Genomic DNA, 16,761 nt, shown 5'->3' on the forward strand with positions numbered 1-16,761 from the left:
CCCCAGAATTATCCCCCGAATAACTCCCTGAATAACTCCCCGAATATCCCCTGGCTCGGCTCTCCCAAAGGAACGCCCAAGAACGCACCCTCCGGAGCGAACCCTGAAAATAGTGGAAGGCCGCAGGCAAACAACACTGTCCGTGGGTTCCCCAACAAGAGAAGGCCGGATGCGGCGGCGACCGTATCCGCCGTCACTCCCACGGTGCGATGCGTCACGTCCCGGAAACCTGGAAACAGCGGGAACCGAGCACCGGGCGGCCGGACGTAAACTGGGCCGCTGCCGTGCAGGTCTCCCGGCCCCGCATCCTCCCGACCCTCTGGAGTCACCCCCTCATGCCAACCGAGTCGAACGCCTCCTCACTCATCGGGGACGAGTACGAGGTCGAGGTGGGCCCGGTGGCGCACGGCGGCCACTGTGTCGCCAGGACCGACGAGGGCAGGGTGCTGTTCGTACGGCACGCGCTGCCCGGCGAGCGGGTCGTGGCGCGGATCACCGAGGGCGACGCGGACGCGCGCTTCCTGCGCGCCGACGCCGTGAAGATCCTTGACGTTTCCAAGGACCGCGTCGAGGCGCCGTGCCCGTACGCGGGACCGGGCCGGTGTGGCGGCTGCGACTGGCAGCACGCGAAGCCGGGTGCCCAGCGGCGCTTCAAGGGCGAGGTCGTGACGGAGCAGCTCCAGCGCCTCGCGGGCCTCACCCCCGAGCAGGCAGGCTGGGACGGCACGGTCGTGCCCGCTCCCGGCGACAAACTCCCGGCCGGCGAGGTGCCGGCCTGGCGCACCCGCCTCCAGTACGCCATCGACGCCGACGGCCGCGCGGGCCTGCGCAGGCACCGCTCGCACGATGTCGAACCCGTCGACCACTGCATGATCGCCGCGCCCGGGGTGGACGAACTCGGCGTGGAGCGGCGTGAATGGCCTGGCATGGCGACGGTCGAGGCGATCGCCGCGACCGGCTCGGCCGATCGCCAGGTCGTGCTCACGCCCCGCCCCGGCGGCCGGCTCCCGCTGGTCGAGCTGGACAAGCCGGTGTCGGTTCTGCGCGTCGAGGAACGAGACGGGGGAGTGCACCGGGTGCACGGCCGCGACTTCGTGCGCGAGCGGGCCGACGGCCGCACGTACCGCGTCGGCGCGGGCGGCTTCTGGCAGGTCCACCCGCAGGCCCCGCAGATGCTGGTGGACGCGGTGATGCAGGGGCTGCTGCCCCGCAAGGGCGACACGGCACTCGACCTCTACTGCGGCGTGGGCCTCTTCGCGGGCGCCATCGCCGAACGCGTCGGCGACACCGGCGCGGTGCTCGGCATCGAGTCGGGCAAGCGGGCGGCGGAGGACGCGACGCACAACCTGCGCGAGATGCCGCGTGTCCGCATCGAACACGGCAAGGTCGACCAGGTCCTCCCGCGCACGCGCATCACGGAGACCGACCTGATCGTCCTCGACCCGCCCCGCGCGGGCGCCGGCCGCAAGACGGTCGCGCACCTCACCACCCTCGGCGCCCGCCGTATCGCCTACGTGGCCTGCGACCCGGCAGCCCTGGCCCGCGACCTCGCGTACTTCAAGGAAGGCGGCTACAAGCCCCGCATGCTGCGGGTCTTCGACCTGTTCCCGATGACCCATCATGTGGAGTGCGTGGCGATTCTGGAGCCTGTCGCCAAGGGCCGCTGACCTGCTGCTTTGATGGGTGTGCGTGATGTGCGCAATGTGCGTTACGGGCGATATCTTGACGCTGAAATGACGCTCTCAGAGGTATCTTGACGCTCGTTTGACGCTCGTTGATCTTGATAACTGACGGCACGTCAGGTCTGCTGGTGGGCAGGCCAGGGGCATGCTGAGACCTCCCGCCGGAGGGGACGCTCGGCGGAAGTTCTCAGAAATTCGTGGGCTGAGACTGCCTGTGGAGCCCCTCCGGGAGGAGGGGCTCCACAGGCGCTGGTGTGCGGCCGACATTCGGCAGGCGTGCGATGGTGGCGGAGTATCCAGCAGCGCTCGTGCTGTCTTGCTGTCCGGATACGCACTTCACGGCGGGTCAGATGTCCCGGAAGAGACCAGCCCGCTCGGTGACCTGCGGCGATGGGGGATCAGGTGGCGCTGACCTGCGAGAATGACCTTTCGGTTGTTTCACGCTCTTGCCTGTTGATGCAGCTGAGACTCCCAGCGCCAGCGGATGATCTTTCCGCCCTGTATGGGCTGTGCAGACGCGTGTACTCCGGTCTTGCGACGGTTACGCGGGACGGAGGCCCGGCGACGGGGGTTTCGCGCATGCAGTCAAGTGCTGCCGCACTCGTCTTCACTCAGACCCGAACTTACGCGGGTGGGCGGAGGGTCATCTTGGGGCGAGCATGATGGTCAGGGTGACTGCGTTGTGGACGTGTAGCTGGTCGGCTCCGCTCTGTTGGGCGATCGAGCGCGCGTCGGTGGCGAGCTGCGTGTAGATGCGGGGGCGGGGTCCTCGTCGAGAACGAGAGCGAGTGGGCGAGCGATCTCTCGGGCGATCCAGCCAAGGAAGACACCCTGGTGCTGTACCTGGATGGCGTTCGGGTCGGCCTCGTTCCCAGGGTCGCGAACGAGGTCGAGGGGAGCGCCAGCTGGCAACTGCGCGAGGGTTGCGTCGTTGCCGCTGTGGCGGACACCGCGCAGGGGACAGGTGAAGGTCCCGGCGCCGCTCAGAATCGCGGCCTGGGTGGCGCGTGGGCTTCGCCGTTCGGTGCTGCGGACGAGGAGGCGGGCGGTGTCCGGGTCGGTGAGCGTGGTGATCTCATCGGTGGTGAGCTGGCTGAGCCAGTCGAGGAACTGTCGGAAGGTCGGCTCCGGGTAGGGGCAGTTCGCGGCGAGGTTGGTTGCGGTGGCGCGGTCGCGGATGCCGATGCTGGAGGCGTAGCAAGCGGCGGGGCTGCCGACCCCGTATTTGATCATGGCGGGGAGTGCGGCAATGTTGCCCTCGGAGGGAACGCCGCGCCGGAGTTCGAGGAGTTGAAGGAGTGCGGAGACGATCCAGGCGAGGTCCTGGACGATGATCTTGTCGATCGCGCTGGTTGTCGCGGTGATGTCGGGAGTGAGCAGGTCGGCGTGGTGCCTCTGGTGGAGGTCGGCTGCCGGGAGACCAGCGATCCAGTCGGTGGCCAGCGATATGAGCGCGGGGCCAGCGACCTTCTTCTGGCGGATGCCGCGCTGGACTTCGTGCACGTCTGTGGCGAGAGTCAGGATATGGCGCTGCAAGGTGGGCCAGAGCTCGGTGGTGAGCAGTTCGGGGCGTACGTCGAGGACGGTCTGGATCTGCTCGGCGGCGGCGAGCGCGTCGATCCCACCCCGGACGCTGAGGCCAGAGCGAAACGATCGCGGCGCGGGCGAGTCGGTCGGGCAGGCGATAAGCGATGGCTGCCACGCGGCGGGCGGACAAGCGGGCCAGCGAGGCCAGGGACCATTCCTGGGTTGCGAGTTGGTGTCCGCCGAGGGTGTCACCGAGAAGTGCCTGGGCGGCCTGCTCGAGGAGCTGCTGGTCGGGCGTTTCGAGGACCTCCTCGGCGAGCAGGGCCAAGAGCTGGATGTCCAGTCCCTCGGCCCACTCGGCCAGTTTCTCGTCGGCAGGGTCGCTCAGGTCCAGGGTCGTGAGATCCTCGCCGACGCCGGGGTGGCGGCCGAGACGTACGGTCACCAGCTCGTAGTAGAGCCAGCCGAGCGTGGAGACGACCGGTTCGATCTTGTCCCGGTCCAGATAGTGGCGGCGTAGTTCCTGGGCGGCACTGGAGTCCTTGGCGATCAAGACGACGTGGCCTTCAGTCTCCTGGCCGGCGCGGCCGGCCCGCCCGGCGGTGTTCCAGAAGTCGCGGACACTGACCCGCTCGCCCTGGCCACGCCAGGTGTCGGGGACGAGGACCGTCTTGGTGGGCAGGTTCATGCCCTGGGATAGGGTGCTGGTCGCGCACAGGACCCGCAGCGCGCCGTTGCGGTAGGCCCGCTCGAGGCAGGTGCGGACGGCTTGGGGGACCTCGGAGTAATGGTAGGCATATCCGCCGAGGACCATGAGAGCCAGCTCGTGGCTGTTTCCGATGTGCCGGCCGATCTCGGCGGATGCTTCGAGACGCTGGCGGGCGACCTCAGCGCTGAAAGAACCGTCCGCGGTGCCGAGTTTGGGTGCGCCCTGTTTCTTCAGGGCCTCGCCCAGAGCCTTGGCGGCGGCCCGGGCCTTGACCTTGGTGGGCTGCGCAATGAGGACGGGGCCGAGCCGGTCGAAGTGCAGTGCGAGGGCTGCGGCGACGTCCTTAGGCGCGCTGGGGAAGAGGTTGACACGCTTTTTGTACCGGGTCAGGACGCGGGGGAGGAAGAACTCGCCGTTGCCGCCGTTGCCGTTGCCGTTGCCGTTGCCGTAGTCGATGGCGCCCTGTTGTCCGTCGGCGTCGCGGCCGCGCCAGGAGAAGACCCCCATCCTCAGCCGGGAGGGTGACCAGTTGATCTTTGCGAGGTTGGTGGCGTCCGCCTCGGGGTCGAGCCATCGGGCGAGGTCCTCGCCATTGGGCAGGACCGCGGAGAGCAGCAGGAGACGGACGTCCGGGGCGGTACGGCGGATACGGGTCAGCAGCATCTCCAGGCGCAGTCCGCGTTCGGAGCGGTCGATGGCGTGACTCTCGTCGACCAGGACCAGAGCGAGGCGTGCCGCCAGTTCGGGCATGTTGCGCAGCAGCAGGTCGAGCTTTTCGCTGGTGACGACGAGGACATCGGTGAAGTCCAAGAGTTGTATCTCGTAGCGGACGTGTTCGGCGCCGCCGAAGAGGGAGGAGACCCTCAAACCGAGCAGCTCGAGGCTCTCGGCCAGGTGTCGCTCGACTTGTGCGGCGAGAGCGCGGGTGGGGACAACGTAGACGGCGAGTCGGGAGACGAGCCACCAGCGGTTCTCGTCGCCGGGCTGAGGGGCGAGAGCGTGCAGGATGGCCCACTCGGCGATGTGGGTCTTGCCCGCCGAGGTGGGCATGGTCACCGCCATGTTCCGCGCTGCGGCGTCGACGAGGCCGGCGTCTAGGGCGGCGCGTTGGGAAGGCCACACCTGGATGACGGGCCGCTCGGCGACGATCAGAGCCTTGAGGTAGCGCTCCCACAGGCGGCCCCAGGTGGCCGCGCGGCGCAGCAGCAGCCAGGGTGAGGTGGCGACGATGTCTTCGGTGACGTAGGCAAGGGAGTCGATCAGAGTCCAGGTGTCGGCCACCGAGGCGTTCAGCAGGATGGAGGATGCCTTGCGTAGATCAGCGACGGCCGCCCGGCCGGCGTCCCGGTTGCCGCTACGCCAGAGGATGGCCAGGTTGCGGGCGGCCCGTCCGGTGAGCCCGTAGGCGGCGAGCACGGCGGCGTCCGCCACGTCGGCCTGTCCCTCGGCGTTTTCCCCGAGGAGCCGCCGCCCTAAGGTGGGAAGGTCGTCGGCAGTCTTCTGGCCCAGGCGCGAGACCTCGTCGAGGTCACGGCGAAGGACGGCTCCGGTCAGTTCGGCGATCCGGAACGGGGCGGCCGTCGTCGGCGTCTCGAAGACTTCGTTCTCGCCGCGGGTGAACAGAGAGCGTGCCTCGCGGGTGAAGGCGGTGGCGAGGGTGGCGGCGTTGGCCTGGTAGCCGGCCAGGCTCCACATCGTCGCGGCGATTGCCAACAGCTGCACGCGTCGCGGGTGTGCGGTCTCGTACCGGTCGGCGAGGTCGGCGTATGCCTCGGCGATCTCGGTCAGTGGGCCGGGATCGGCCCGGCGTTTGCGCGGGGTGCGGGTGAGTTGGCCCGGCCGAGCGAGGGGCAGGCCGTTGCGTATGCCGTCGAGGTCGTAGGTGTAGGCGACGGGTGCGCCTTCGAGGCTGATCTGGTCGCCTAGGACATGCGAGCGCAGTTGGGCTCGCAGGCCGGGGGCGGCTTCGCCGTTGGTGAGGGCTTCCTCGCCGAGCCGGTGGATGGTGCCGTTGTAATCCTTCACGCCGAAGTGTCCTCGTTGATCTCGGTACGGCGGGGTCCGGCGCCGGTTTCGGCGGCCCGGTAGACGCGGGCCACGAATTCCTGCAGCCCGCTGATTTTGACGACCGTCAGCTCGGTGCGCTGGGTCACCACGTCGGCCAGGAGGGCTACGACGTCGTCTTTCCAGACGAGGGCTTCATGGACGAAGACCATGTGCCGCTCCACCACCCGCTCCTCGGGGCGCCGCAGCAGAGCTGCGAGGTGCCGGACGAGGAACTGGTGGTCGCGCTCGGCGCAGCGGACCAGAGCGAAGTGGAGGCTCTCGTCAAGGCGACCGAGGACCTTCTCCAAACTGTCGTGCGCTTCTGTTCCCAGGGCACGCTTGCGGGTGGCGCGGGTCTTCACCTCGGGCACGGCGATCACGGGCGGCGTCTGGCGGAAGCGGAAGGCCAGCACGTCAGTGCCCTGCACGGCTTGGTTGGGGGTCTGCTTGTAGCGCAGCTTCAGGATCGGCACGCACCAGCGGCGCACCCTTCGGTACAGGCCGGCGGTGACGATTTCGCCAAAGTCGCCGTGACGGACCTTGATGTCAGCCGGGAACTTGTTGGCACGCAGATAGTCCGCGACCTCCGGGGTCCCCAGATCGTCGAACACAAGTGCGAGTTCACTCGGGTTGAGGTAGTTGCGGGCCACATCGCGGCCGAGCTGGTCCATCAGCTCCTCGTCATCGAGCTCTCCAGACTCGACGAGGGCCTCATAGCGCAGCTCGCCCTCTGGCTGCTCCACTGGCTCCTGCTCTAGCCACTTGCCGAACATGCGCACCCCCGAACTCGCTGGTTCTTCCTCCGTCCTCATTGTCACGTATGCCACCCGAGTACGGGACTCGCTTATATGCTGCCGGAAGCGAAGCCCGATGCCTGCCTCGACCCCATGAGAGCGCGAACCACGATCCTGCTCGTGTCAGACGGAAGGCAGGCCGCTCACCGCCACGTGAGCGGTCAGGGAGGCAAGTGGGCTTCGTGGCATCGCGATCTGGATGTTTCGCAGCTATTCGTCGGCAGCTTCGTCTCCCTGCTCCTCGGGTGGCGCCGACCGTCGGTACTGGGGGTGGTCGAGGTCGAGCTGCTTGGCTGCGTGCAAGGGGGCGGGGTAGCGGGAGCGGTCGGACCAGGCGATGGTCTGGTGGCACAAGCGCGCGGTCGCCCGTGCGAGCATCGTCCGGTCTACCCCTTCGGCCACACCGACTGGGTAGATCTCGGTCGCTGTGACGGCCCACCACGGAGCCTTGAGCTCATTCGTCTCCCGCTCCCCCTCTTCCCCGCCCTTGCCCGGGTCGGCATCCCAACGAGTGATGGCCTTGCCCAGGTCTCCGCCTTTGGCTTGGTAGTTGCGCGGGATGTTGAACAGGATCCAAAAGGGATTCCCGAAGTCAATGTCGGCGCGGTGCAGTTTGGCCGATGCGAACAGGATGGACTCTTTCTCGTTGTCCGGATCGCTCTCGCGAGGGACGGGAACGTACTGTGGCACCTCGTCCGCGGCGACGTTCATCCGGATGACCGCGCTCGGCTTCTTACGAGGTGCGTTCTTGCCTTTGCCGTACCCAGGCAGCCAGGTGCGCGGATCGGTGATGTCTTCTTCCTGGTAGCTCTGATTCTCGTTGTGCAGGCCCGTCCACATCCGTCGGCAGGCGTGCCCGTCGACCATGACGACATAGCCCATGCCGGGCTCCAGCTCGTCGCGTACGAGGCTGGAGAGAGCGTCTTCGACGTGTGCTGCTGCTTCCGCCCAGCGTTCCTTGTCTGTCTCGCCCTTGCCGTCGACGTGGAGTGCGTAGTCACTGGCGTGGAAGGCAGCGATTGCTTCCGGGTAGGGCACCCAGGCCCCGATTTGGGGCGTCCACGCTCGCATCGTCCAGGCGTCGCCCTCCTCCTCCGGCGGGAACAGGGCGGTGGCAACGATGATGCGTTTGGTGTGCTTGCCGTCGGCGGTCTTGGCCTGTCGGCGGGCGTGGATCCCGCAGTAGACGAGTTTCCCCGCCTCGTGTCCCTTCCTATCCTTCGCGATGGCCCGCGCGAGGCGCTGGTCGATGATCCCGAGTGAGCGGTACAGATCGAGGAGTGCCATGTAAGCGGCGTGGTCTTTCCCCGGCTTCGGAGGACTGATTTCTGTTGCGGGGTTTCCGAACGTCCCCGGCTTCATTCCCGAGGTGAACTGGCAGACGAAGTCCTTCTTGGCCAGGAAGCGGCGGACCTGGAACTTCCCGTCATAACGCTCCTTGCGCAGCAGGAATGCGTTCCGTTTCTCTCCGTCCTTCTTCTTCAGAGCCGGGATCTCGGTCTCGCACCACGCGCCGACCATGACCTGCGACTCGCTGTCGGCGAAGTCGTGTTCGAGGGATTTGAACTCCACGGTCCGGTTGATGTTGTCGCCGTGTGACAGGAAGCGCTCAGCCTGGCGGAACACCACGCTGATGCCGGGAGCGAGGGAGACCTCCTCGCCTGGCCCCGGATCGCCGATGGGCGGGCCGTCCGGGAAGGCCAGGGACAGCGCGTTGATCATGCGCAGGCGGGTGTTCCAGCGGTACCACAGGCATACGATCCGCAGGTGCTCGAAACCCTGAGCCTTCACGGAAGCGGTGATTTCTTCGGGCGGGGGAAAACCGATGGTGTGGAGGAGTTCGCCGGCCTCGATGCGGCTTGCACGCTCCTGCGGGGCCATCTTCTGTTTGTCCGTGGGGCGCGGCTCGAAGGTCATCGGTTCCACCGTGAAGTCGACCCAGGTGGCTTTCTCGCCCAGCACCTTGGAGACGTGCTCGGCCAGGAGCCGCAGATGCAGGGTGCCAGGCCCCGTGCCGACAGCAAAGTTGTCGTTCCTCGGCATGAGCGGGCGGATGACGCCGGCGTCAGGGGTAATGAACGAGGGGAATTCCCCCTCCTCGGCGGCGTTCTCCAACAGGGACCGCTCTTCAGCGATGCGCGTCCGCAGCGCCTGCAGGACGCTGATGTCCATCTCGTCTCGGGCGAGCAGTTCCAGGGCGCGCTGGTTGACCGCTCGGACGCTGCCGTTGCGTACCAGCTCGGTGTGCAGGATGGGAAGGCCGTCGCTGCCCTGGTAGATGTGCGTGGACTTCGCGTAGACCATGTTGCTGTGGACGCGGGTGACGTGGGCATCCAGGAAGATGACGGGGTGGACGACGTTGGGCTCGGTCTTCATGACCACCGATAGCCGGGACATCGCGTACTGGGCCTTGGTGGCCTCGTTGACCTCGGTTACGTCGTCACGGAGGTTGTACTTGCGTCCGAAGGGGTGATCCCAGGCGATGAGGCCGCCCCGGCTGTCTGGAAGGTAGGTGAATTCCCTCTTGTTCGGGTTGGCTTTCCAGCCGATCGTGCGGTTCTTGTAAACCTGTTCGCCGTCGGCGTCGAGCTTGGGAGAGCCGTCCTTCTCCTTCGCAGCGACCTTCTCAGTGATCGGGACGAGGTCGTAGATGGTGAACTTGTCCTGGGCGAGCTTCTTGGAGATCACCCATGGCACGGCCACGTACATCCAGTCGGGACACTTTGGCTGCCTGCCTGGCACCGGCTTAAGGAGCCGTGCCATGTCGAATTCCTGCTCGGGCGTCTTCGCGATGGCTTCCGCCACCGGCGGTACGTCGAGGAGGACGGCCTGGTCGGTGTCCAGTCCCTTGCTGTAGCCGACGACGCACCGGAAGACGTGGCGCAGGGTCTCGTCGTCAATCTTCTCCAACGAGACCAGGAAATTGAGGTACCGGTCGAGGTGGACGTACCCCCCGGTCTTGAACTTCAGGTAGGTCAGGGCGGTCGAGTACGGCAGGTTCTTCTTCTCGTCCGGATGCTGCTGGATCTTTTGCTCGTCGTCTCCGTCGCCCTTCAGCTTCTCCCATTCATCCCGCACGCTGCGCGGGAAAATCCGTACGTACACCTTCTGCCCTTGCACGAGTTCGGGGGTGCAGCGCAGGGTTAGGGTCTTCGGGAGAGTCGCGGTGGTGTCGCTCAATGTTGTGATCTCTTTCGGGAAGAAGCGCTGGGCTATGCGGAGAGGGCGAGGTCGACGCCTGCGTAGGTCAGGAAGGCGTTGACCGCTTCGCCGTACAGTTCGGCCATCTGCCGGCGTTCTTCCGGCAGCCACCGGGAGGCCATGCGTTCGATGATGCTGGCCAGGTCGGAGCTCCATGTCTCGTCGTGGAAGGCGTAGTCCACGAAGTGCAGTTCCATGTTGGTACCACCGCGTCGTGCTCGGCCGGCGAGCTGGATGAGGGACACCAGCATTCCGGCGACCATCTGTTCCTGGAGGACGAGGTCCATCGTCGATAGCTGTGGGGAGGAGCGCAGGATGGTGCTCAGGTGGTTGCGTGATGCGGTGTGGGCCGCCTGTAGAGCCAGAACGGGATCCGATGTGCCGGACGTGGGCAACGAGTTGATGCCTGCTGCGTTGACACTCCCGTACATCCAGGTGGGATCGTCGATGATCAGCGGGGGCCTCACACAAAGGTAGATGGAGTGGATGGCTGAGCGGAGATTGACGACGATGTTGAGTCCTCTGGCGATGTTAGCCAGGGGAGCGATCAGGATGTCGCCGAATTGGGGGAATTCCTCGACCTCTTCGACGGTGATGCGGCGCACCAGTGAGGGGTCGGGGAGGTGGCGGACGTTGCTGAGGCGGTCCTCTTCCCGGACGAGGACGCACACGCGGTGGGAGAGCCCTTTCGCCTTGGCGAGGCCGGTGGCGATGTGGCCGCACTGTTCGTAGCTGTTGGCGGTGAGGATGACGCGGGCGCGGGTGCGGGTCGACTCCGATTTGGCCAGGCGCGTGAGTTTCCTCGACAGCTTTGTCTCGTAGAGGCGTTCACCGATTTCGCGCAGGGCCTCGGGCTTGTCGGAGGGAAACTGGCCAGCGATCGGGATGCGTTCTCCGGCCTTTCGGTGGCTGTTGCCGTAGGTTACGGCCGACGACTCGACCAGGATGGATTCTTCCTGAGCGTCGGTCATCCACCACATCACGGGCACGTGGACGTGTTCCTTGACCGCCTGGGGGAAGTAAGCCGTGGCGGAGAGCCCGAAGATGGGACGCTCCACGCCGGCGGTGATCAGTGAGACGAGTCCGCCGAGTTCCGACACGTAGGTGTGCGGGTCTCCGGCCATCTGCTGCGTGGAGAGCTTGGCGTCCTTCTCCGGGTTCTTCATGCCAGTGACCCGGTAGCCGTTGATCGGCCTGCCGATTGTTCCGTGCGGAAGTACGTCGGCGATGCCGCCGGAGCGCATGGAGTCGATGATGCGGTTGGCGCTGAGCAGCCCGGAGTGACGCAGGGACTGGGCGGTGTCGCGCAGAACGGCGAGCGACTCGTCCAGTTCGCTCATCAGCGTGCGGATGAGGAGGTGGTCGATGGCCCGGTTGCGTGCGCGGCCGTCGCTGAGCATCGGGGCGAGGGCCTCGTGGAGCCTGAGTTTGAGCGCGTCACGCTGGTTGATGCCGCGCGGCGACACGACGGCCCCGAGGACGCTGCTGACTCGTTCCCACTCGGGGTCCAAGAGCATGGGCGCGGGAGCCGTCTCGTTGTCTTCGCCGAGGTCGGGTGCCGGTACCAGGGCGTTGAGCCGGTGGATTGCCTCGGCGGGAAGCGGCTGTCCCTCACTGATCTGGTATTCGGGGAACAGCAGGCCGATGAGCTCTCGGTCCTTGGAGCGTGGCAGGCGCCAGCCCTCGTAGTCGTATTCGTGCCTCAGCCGCGGGACTCGGGCGTCGTCGTGGTGGTTGAGGCGGAATGCCTTGGTGCACAGTCCGGTCAGCAGGGACTCGGCCATGAGCCGGACGTGGCTGACAGGTTCAATGAGCTGATCCTCGAAGCGCAGAGGAAGGTGCTTGGCTGCGGTGTCCAGGACCTGCGGTTCTGCCGTCCACGGGCGCCGGGAGTGAAGGTCGACCGTGGTGGCGCAGCGGTCGACGGCGACGGCCTGGAAGGCGTCGATCTCGTCGATGATGACGAAATCACTGGCGCGGAGCACGAACTCGCGGACGGTGACGGACCGGACCGGGCGGCCATCGATCTGGATGCCCACCCGCATGGTGCCCTGGATGAAGTTGTGGTGGTTGGTGACGATCACCGTGGCGTCAGCGGCCTGGTAGGCGGGGGTGAACTTGCCGCAGGTCGGGATCCAGGGGCAGGCCAGCATCTCTCCGCCGCCGCGCAGGCTCAGGCAGTTCTCCTTGCCGGGGCGGTAGATGCCGGCGGAGTCGAGCCAGTGCTGCTGTGCGCATCCATAGGCGAGGTGGTCGACGTCACGGCGGCCTCGCTTGCCCCATTCCCCGGGGGCGTCGGGGTCCTCCTTGACGAGGGCCGCGTGCTTGAGGGCGCGCTCGTGCCGTGAAGACGGCGACATCAGCGGAGCGCACGTCGCCAGGTGCTTGGTCTTGCCCGCCTCGTGCAGGATTTCGAGGTCGCGGCTGATGTCCCAGACGGAGGCAAGTGTGGCCTTGACGTCGGGGACGAGGAGGCTGACGCGGTAGTCGTTGAGCGCGGCCCAGGAGCCCAGGAGCCGAACCAACACGGACTTACCGGTTCCGGTCGGCGCGTGGAAAATCTGGGTGCGGCCGGCCAGGAGATCCAGTACGTCGACGGTGTCGGTGTCGCGGGCCTTTACCCGGTCGAGCAGGCCCGTCAGCACCTTGTACAGCCAGGGGCCCGCGTCCGTGTCCTCGTACTGGGTGTCCAGGAGCTGTGCGATGTCCTTGAGTTCCCGGACGGTGACCCGGACGGTGCCGAGGCTGGGCCGGGTGGTGAGGGCAGGAAGCGTGTCGTGGCCGAGTGGCTGAGTGAAGGCGGGGAAGCGGGGAATAGTGACGCGGCCGTGGACGATCTCGTTGCCGTCGGTGCGTTCGCTGGTCTCATACGTCTGGCCTGGCGCGGCGAACTCGTGGGGCTTGCGTCTGCTGCTCGGCCGCCGGTAGGGCGCGAGGAGGCTCTTGGCGTAGCCGAGGTAGTCCCCTCCCAGCAAGGGGTAGGCCGCGGTGGCGGTGAGAGGATCGCCGGCCAGGGTGAACAGCTGGAGGGTGGTCTCCTCGTCCTCCTCGTCGGCGCTGTCTATGGCGCCCAGGAGGATCCGCGCTGCGGAGGCGAATCGCTTATCGTCGGCGAGGTCGGGGTTGCTGAGCTTCATCACCTCGGCCACGAGCAGTCGTTCCTCACGGCCCAGCTCAGTCCATCTCTCCCATGCCTGGGGTTTGCAGCTGGCGAAGAACGCCGCGTGGCGGAAGGAAGCCAGCGGCTTGCCGCCGTCATCGTGCTGCGGGAAGTAGTGGGCGGCCAGGGCCAGCGCGGCGCGGACGAAGGCGTCCCTGACTGTCATCTGGCTCATGCCCACACCACCCCGGCGCTCTGGCAGACCATTTTGGCGAAGTCGGTCATGGTCGCGGCCTTCATTCCGTACTTGTGGCAGGTCACGGTCAGCAGGGGGATCTGGTCGGCGCGGTGGTCGGGAACGACGAGCCATTCGGCGCCGCCCTTGTCGCCCTCGTTGCGGTGCAGGCTCTCGGCCAGGACACGGCTGTGGGTGTAGTCCTTCACATCCACGGTGAAGACGTGGGTGCTTCCGTCAGGGCCCTTGACCTCGATGCGATGGTCGTAGGCATCGCTCATCGGCCAGAGCTTGACGGCCTCGTCCACATCAGCCAGTGCGGCGGCCAGCCGCTCCCGCAGAACGGTGTGCAGACGCAGCTCATGCAGGCCGGGCACGCAGGTGTAGCGCCACACGCCGCGCTTGAGGGCCAGGTGCCCCTCAAGCGGCTTCGCCTCCGGCACGGCACCGGTCGTGCCCAGCGCGAGCGCTGCCTCGTGCGGAGGCGGGGTGTCGGGGCTGTCCGCATGCAGCTGCGGCGCGTCTCCGGACGTGGGCCGGAACATGAAGCTGGCACCGGTATCGGCGTGACGGCCGTAGAGGCAGGCGACGCGGTAATACTCGCGGCCTGCACTCATCCGCTTGCTGATCTTCATGGGCCACTTGCACACCGTGCAAGGGAACCACCAGGTGCGGTAGACGGCGTGGTAGGGGATCGGCTCGTAAAAGCCGATCGCGTTGAGGGGCAGGCCGCGCTTGTTCAGCTCCGCGGCCGTGCCGGCCGGGCATTCCACCAGCGTGGTGCGGTCCTTGACGTACTGGGCATCACCGCGGCCCTTGAGGATTTCGTACATCTGATCCTGGTCGATCTCGTCCTGAAGCTGCTCCTCGGTGAACCGCATCCGACCGATCCGCCGAAGCCGCTCCAAAATCCGGTGCAGCTGGGAGGTCTCCCACTGCAGATCGAAGGCGTTGCCGGTGACGCAGCCCTCGGCGTCGACAACCGGAAAGTCGAGATCGCCGAAGCCGGACCGGTCAAGCCACGGCGGGAGCAGGCCGTCGATGGGACCGTGCAGCCTTCGGCGGAACTCGCCGAACGACAGCGGCACTCCGGGGCCGTACGCGGCGAGCAAGTCCCCGTGGTACCGCATCAGTTTCTCGGCCCGGTCCCTCGGGCTCAGGTCCGGAGCGGTGATCGTCTGACAGGCTTTGATGAAGGCGAAGTTGATCAGGCGGAACGCCTCGAAATGGGAGAACGTCAGGCCGTCCTCATCGACATGGGTCGTCACGGGAGACGACGGTAGAGCACGGGTCTGACAATGCCCCCGGAACAGCCTCGGACCGCCCTAAATGATCATTACGCTGGAGACGCCGCAGCTGGGTACATCTCCGTATAGACGTGCAGGTAGGAGGCAATGTGCTGCTGCCCGAGACCGGTGGTGTGCCACCGGTACTCGAGGACGTGCGTATCACCCGGCGCCATCCGGGGGCGCAGTTCGATGAAGCCTCTGCTGGGATGTGCCTGGTGTTTCGGCCGATAACCGACAGCCAAGTAGAACAGGGACTTACCCGTCAGCTCGCTCTCGTGGAGACCCTCCGGGTCGGTCGCGGCAACACGCAGCAGAACGCCCCACAACCATTCAGACAGCAGATGCGCAGGAGGTGCCGACTCTGCGGGCTCTCCCAGCCCAGCGCGGGCACAGGCGCGGCCGCGGCGCGTAATCTCCACCAGGGTCCGGTCTACCTCACCGACCCCCGGAACCTCTACGCGGTCCTTGGTCACTTTGATCAGTCCCAGCCGCTCCAGGGAGTGAAGGGTGGCCCCGGCCCCTTGATCATGGGCGCCAGCATTCCGCAGTCGCTGCTGAAGGCGCGTGTGGCCGACTACTTCCACGGGTGCGTCGAGAGCGAACGGCAACTTCCGCCACTGCTTGGCCGGCGGAACCCTGACCTGGTTCTGCCGGCGCATCCACATCTCAGTTTCAGTCATCTTGTCATCGCGCAGGATTTCCCCCAGATACACCCGCTGCCGTTCATTCAGCCCCTCCCAACCCTCGACCGCTGACGCCGGCGGACCGTGCCGCTCCCGCTCGGGCAGCCGCGGGGGCTCATCAGCCGGCCGCGTACGCATCCAGGCGTCCATCACCATCCGGACCGGCACCTCGTATACGGCGGCAAGCTGTTGCACGAGTCGGCCCGTGTGCTCCGGCTTCCTCCAGTTCCAGCCGGACACCTGACGGCTCCGCTCCAGGCTGCGAACCTTGTGCGTGTCCACGAAGAGATCACGGCCGACGGCAGTCGCGCGAAGGCGGGTGGCGACCTCCTCTGCGGTGAGACCAGCGGCATACCGGAGGTCAACCAGCGTCTCGGACCCGCTGGGCGTTCCCGTGAGATCGGCGGTGACGCAGCCCAAAGCATCGGCGAGCCGTCGCACGTTCCTGGCTTCAGGCACATACCTGCCCTCCTCCCAGTACACGACTACGCGGTACGTGACCCCCACAAGACCAGCAAGCTCCTGCGGAGTGAGCCCAGCCTGCTCGCGTAGCGCCTTGATCTTGGTGTGCTCAACGGCTAGCAGATGCCTTGGCATACTCGTAGGGAACCGCAATGAAGACTTCATTGGCAACTGTGGCCGCAGCGTGCCTGTCAGCGCGGACGTATGTTCAAGCAATGTGGGGGCCTGAAGCCCAGAGGCCGTCAGGAGCGTGTTCCGGGATTCCGGGAGCGCTTTTGAGTCAAGTCATGTACCTGCCAGGCGGGCGATCGGTGGCGCGACCTGTGGACCACGAGAGGCGGGCGTGCCGGGCTCATAGTGCAGGGCGATGCAGACTCGGAGAAGCGCTGTTTCTCAGAATGAAGCGGGCGCTTAGAAGGCACATGGACTATCCACTGAGCTATAGGGGATGACCTGCGTAAACTTGGCTCCTCGACGCCGTCCCCCGGGGCCGTGGGAACGCATGGGGAAATGGTGGATCTCTGACGACCGGCGACGCGAGTGCACTCCGGTCGCGGCGTACGCAGGGTCTCACACACTATGGTCACGTTCTCGAAGCCTTTCGCGGAAACAATCCCGCACCCCATCGGTGTTGATGCTCTCCGAGCCGAGGAGGGGAAGGTGTCGGGCCTGAAGCTGTTCCGCACGGACACGACGAATAGCGGCATGACCGAGGTCATGCCGCGTCTTGCTGAGATCGAGGCCGATGTGCACGGTCTCGTCGAGGCGCACATGCAGACGCTGCTGGGTGTCCGGTTCTTGGCGAGCCAGTACAGCACTGGTCCGGTGCACGGGGGCCGGATCGACTCGCTCGGGCTGGACGAGAACGGATCGCCGGTCATTGTCGAGTACAAGCGCGGCACGGATGCCGGCGTCATCAACCAAGGGCTGTTCTATCTGTCATGGCTGATAGATCACCGTGCGGAGTTCGAGCACCTGGTCCGGGGCCGGCTCGGGACGACGGCCGCGTCTCAGGTCTTGTGGAGTGGACCCC

8 protein-coding genes and 1 pseudogene are annotated in these 16,761 nt (G+C 66.4%); 2 read left to right on the plus strand and 7 right to left on the minus strand.

Translation table 11 applies throughout. The features are described 5' to 3' along the window. The first annotated feature begins 335 nt into the window (after positions 1-335). On the plus strand, positions 336-1,667 hold the full coding sequence (locus tag LCE31_RS22360) for a class I SAM-dependent RNA methyltransferase (protein WP_225016862.1): 1,332 nt from the start codon (positions 336-338) through the stop codon (positions 1,665-1,667). A 681-nt stretch (positions 1,668-2,348) separates the two neighbouring features. Here LCE31_RS22360 and LCE31_RS41295 read toward each other — a convergent pair. The 7 genes from LCE31_RS41295 to LCE31_RS22395 form a co-directional block, all read right to left on the minus strand. Beyond that, a complete protein-coding gene (locus LCE31_RS41295) occupies positions 2,349-2,867 on the minus strand; it encodes an HIRAN domain-containing protein (protein WP_225016876.1) in 519 nt (172 codons plus the stop codon). Continuing rightward, positions 2,758-5,943, minus strand: a complete 3,186-nt coding sequence (locus LCE31_RS22370) for a DEAD/DEAH box helicase (RefSeq protein WP_225016864.1) — start codon at positions 5,941-5,943, stop codon at positions 2,758-2,760. The genes LCE31_RS41295 and LCE31_RS22370 overlap by 110 nt, the downstream gene beginning before the upstream one ends. Next, the gene (locus tag LCE31_RS22375) at positions 5,940-6,707 is read right to left on the minus strand and encodes a Hachiman antiphage defense system protein HamA (protein ID WP_225016866.1); all 768 of its coding nucleotides are present in this window, start codon (positions 6,705-6,707) and stop codon (positions 5,940-5,942) included. The genes LCE31_RS22370 and LCE31_RS22375 overlap by 4 nt, the downstream gene beginning before the upstream one ends. A 261-nt stretch (positions 6,708-6,968) precedes the next feature. Beyond that, complete coding sequence (locus tag LCE31_RS22380) at positions 6,969-9,938, minus strand: RNaseH domain-containing protein (RefSeq protein WP_225016868.1); 2,970 nt, start codon at positions 9,936-9,938, stop codon at positions 6,969-6,971. A 32-nt stretch (positions 9,939-9,970) separates the two neighbouring features. Then, entirely contained in the window at positions 9,971-13,294 is a 3,324-nt protein-coding gene (locus LCE31_RS22385; RefSeq protein WP_225016870.1) for a hypothetical protein, read from the minus strand. After that, positions 13,291-14,562, minus strand: a complete 1,272-nt coding sequence (locus tag LCE31_RS40925; protein ID WP_225016872.1) for a restriction endonuclease-related protein — start codon at positions 14,560-14,562, stop codon at positions 13,291-13,293. The genes LCE31_RS22385 and LCE31_RS40925 overlap by 4 nt, the downstream gene beginning before the upstream one ends. A gap of 68 nt (positions 14,563-14,630) precedes the next feature. After that, complete coding sequence (locus LCE31_RS22395) at positions 14,631-15,863, minus strand: helix-turn-helix transcriptional regulator (RefSeq protein WP_225016874.1); 1,233 nt, start codon at positions 15,861-15,863, stop codon at positions 14,631-14,633. Between the two features lie 525 nt (positions 15,864-16,388). On the opposite strand from LCE31_RS22395, the pseudogene LCE31_RS22400 reads away from it, so the two are divergent. Continuing rightward, positions 16,389-16,761 (plus strand): annotated as a pseudogene (locus LCE31_RS22400) (DUF5655 domain-containing protein); the annotation flags it as partial.

Source organism: Streptomyces sp. 8L, from assembly GCF_020176795.1.
In the GTDB taxonomy this organism is placed as follows: domain Bacteria; phylum Actinomycetota; class Actinomycetes; order Streptomycetales; family Streptomycetaceae; genus Streptomyces.

Bases quoted from the DNA above. Each gene is read 5' to 3' on its own strand.
- LCE31_RS22360 (WP_225016862.1), top strand. From the start codon at position 336: ATGCCAACCGAGTCGAACGCCTCCTCACTCATCGGGGACGAGTACGAG.
- LCE31_RS22385 (WP_225016870.1), bottom strand. From the start codon at position 13,294: ATGAGCCAGATGACAGTCAGGGACGCCTTCGTCCGCGCCGCGCTGGCC.
- LCE31_RS22395 (WP_225016874.1), bottom strand. From the start codon at position 15,863: ATGCCAAGGCATCTGCTAGCCGTTGAGCACACCAAGATCAAGGCGCTA.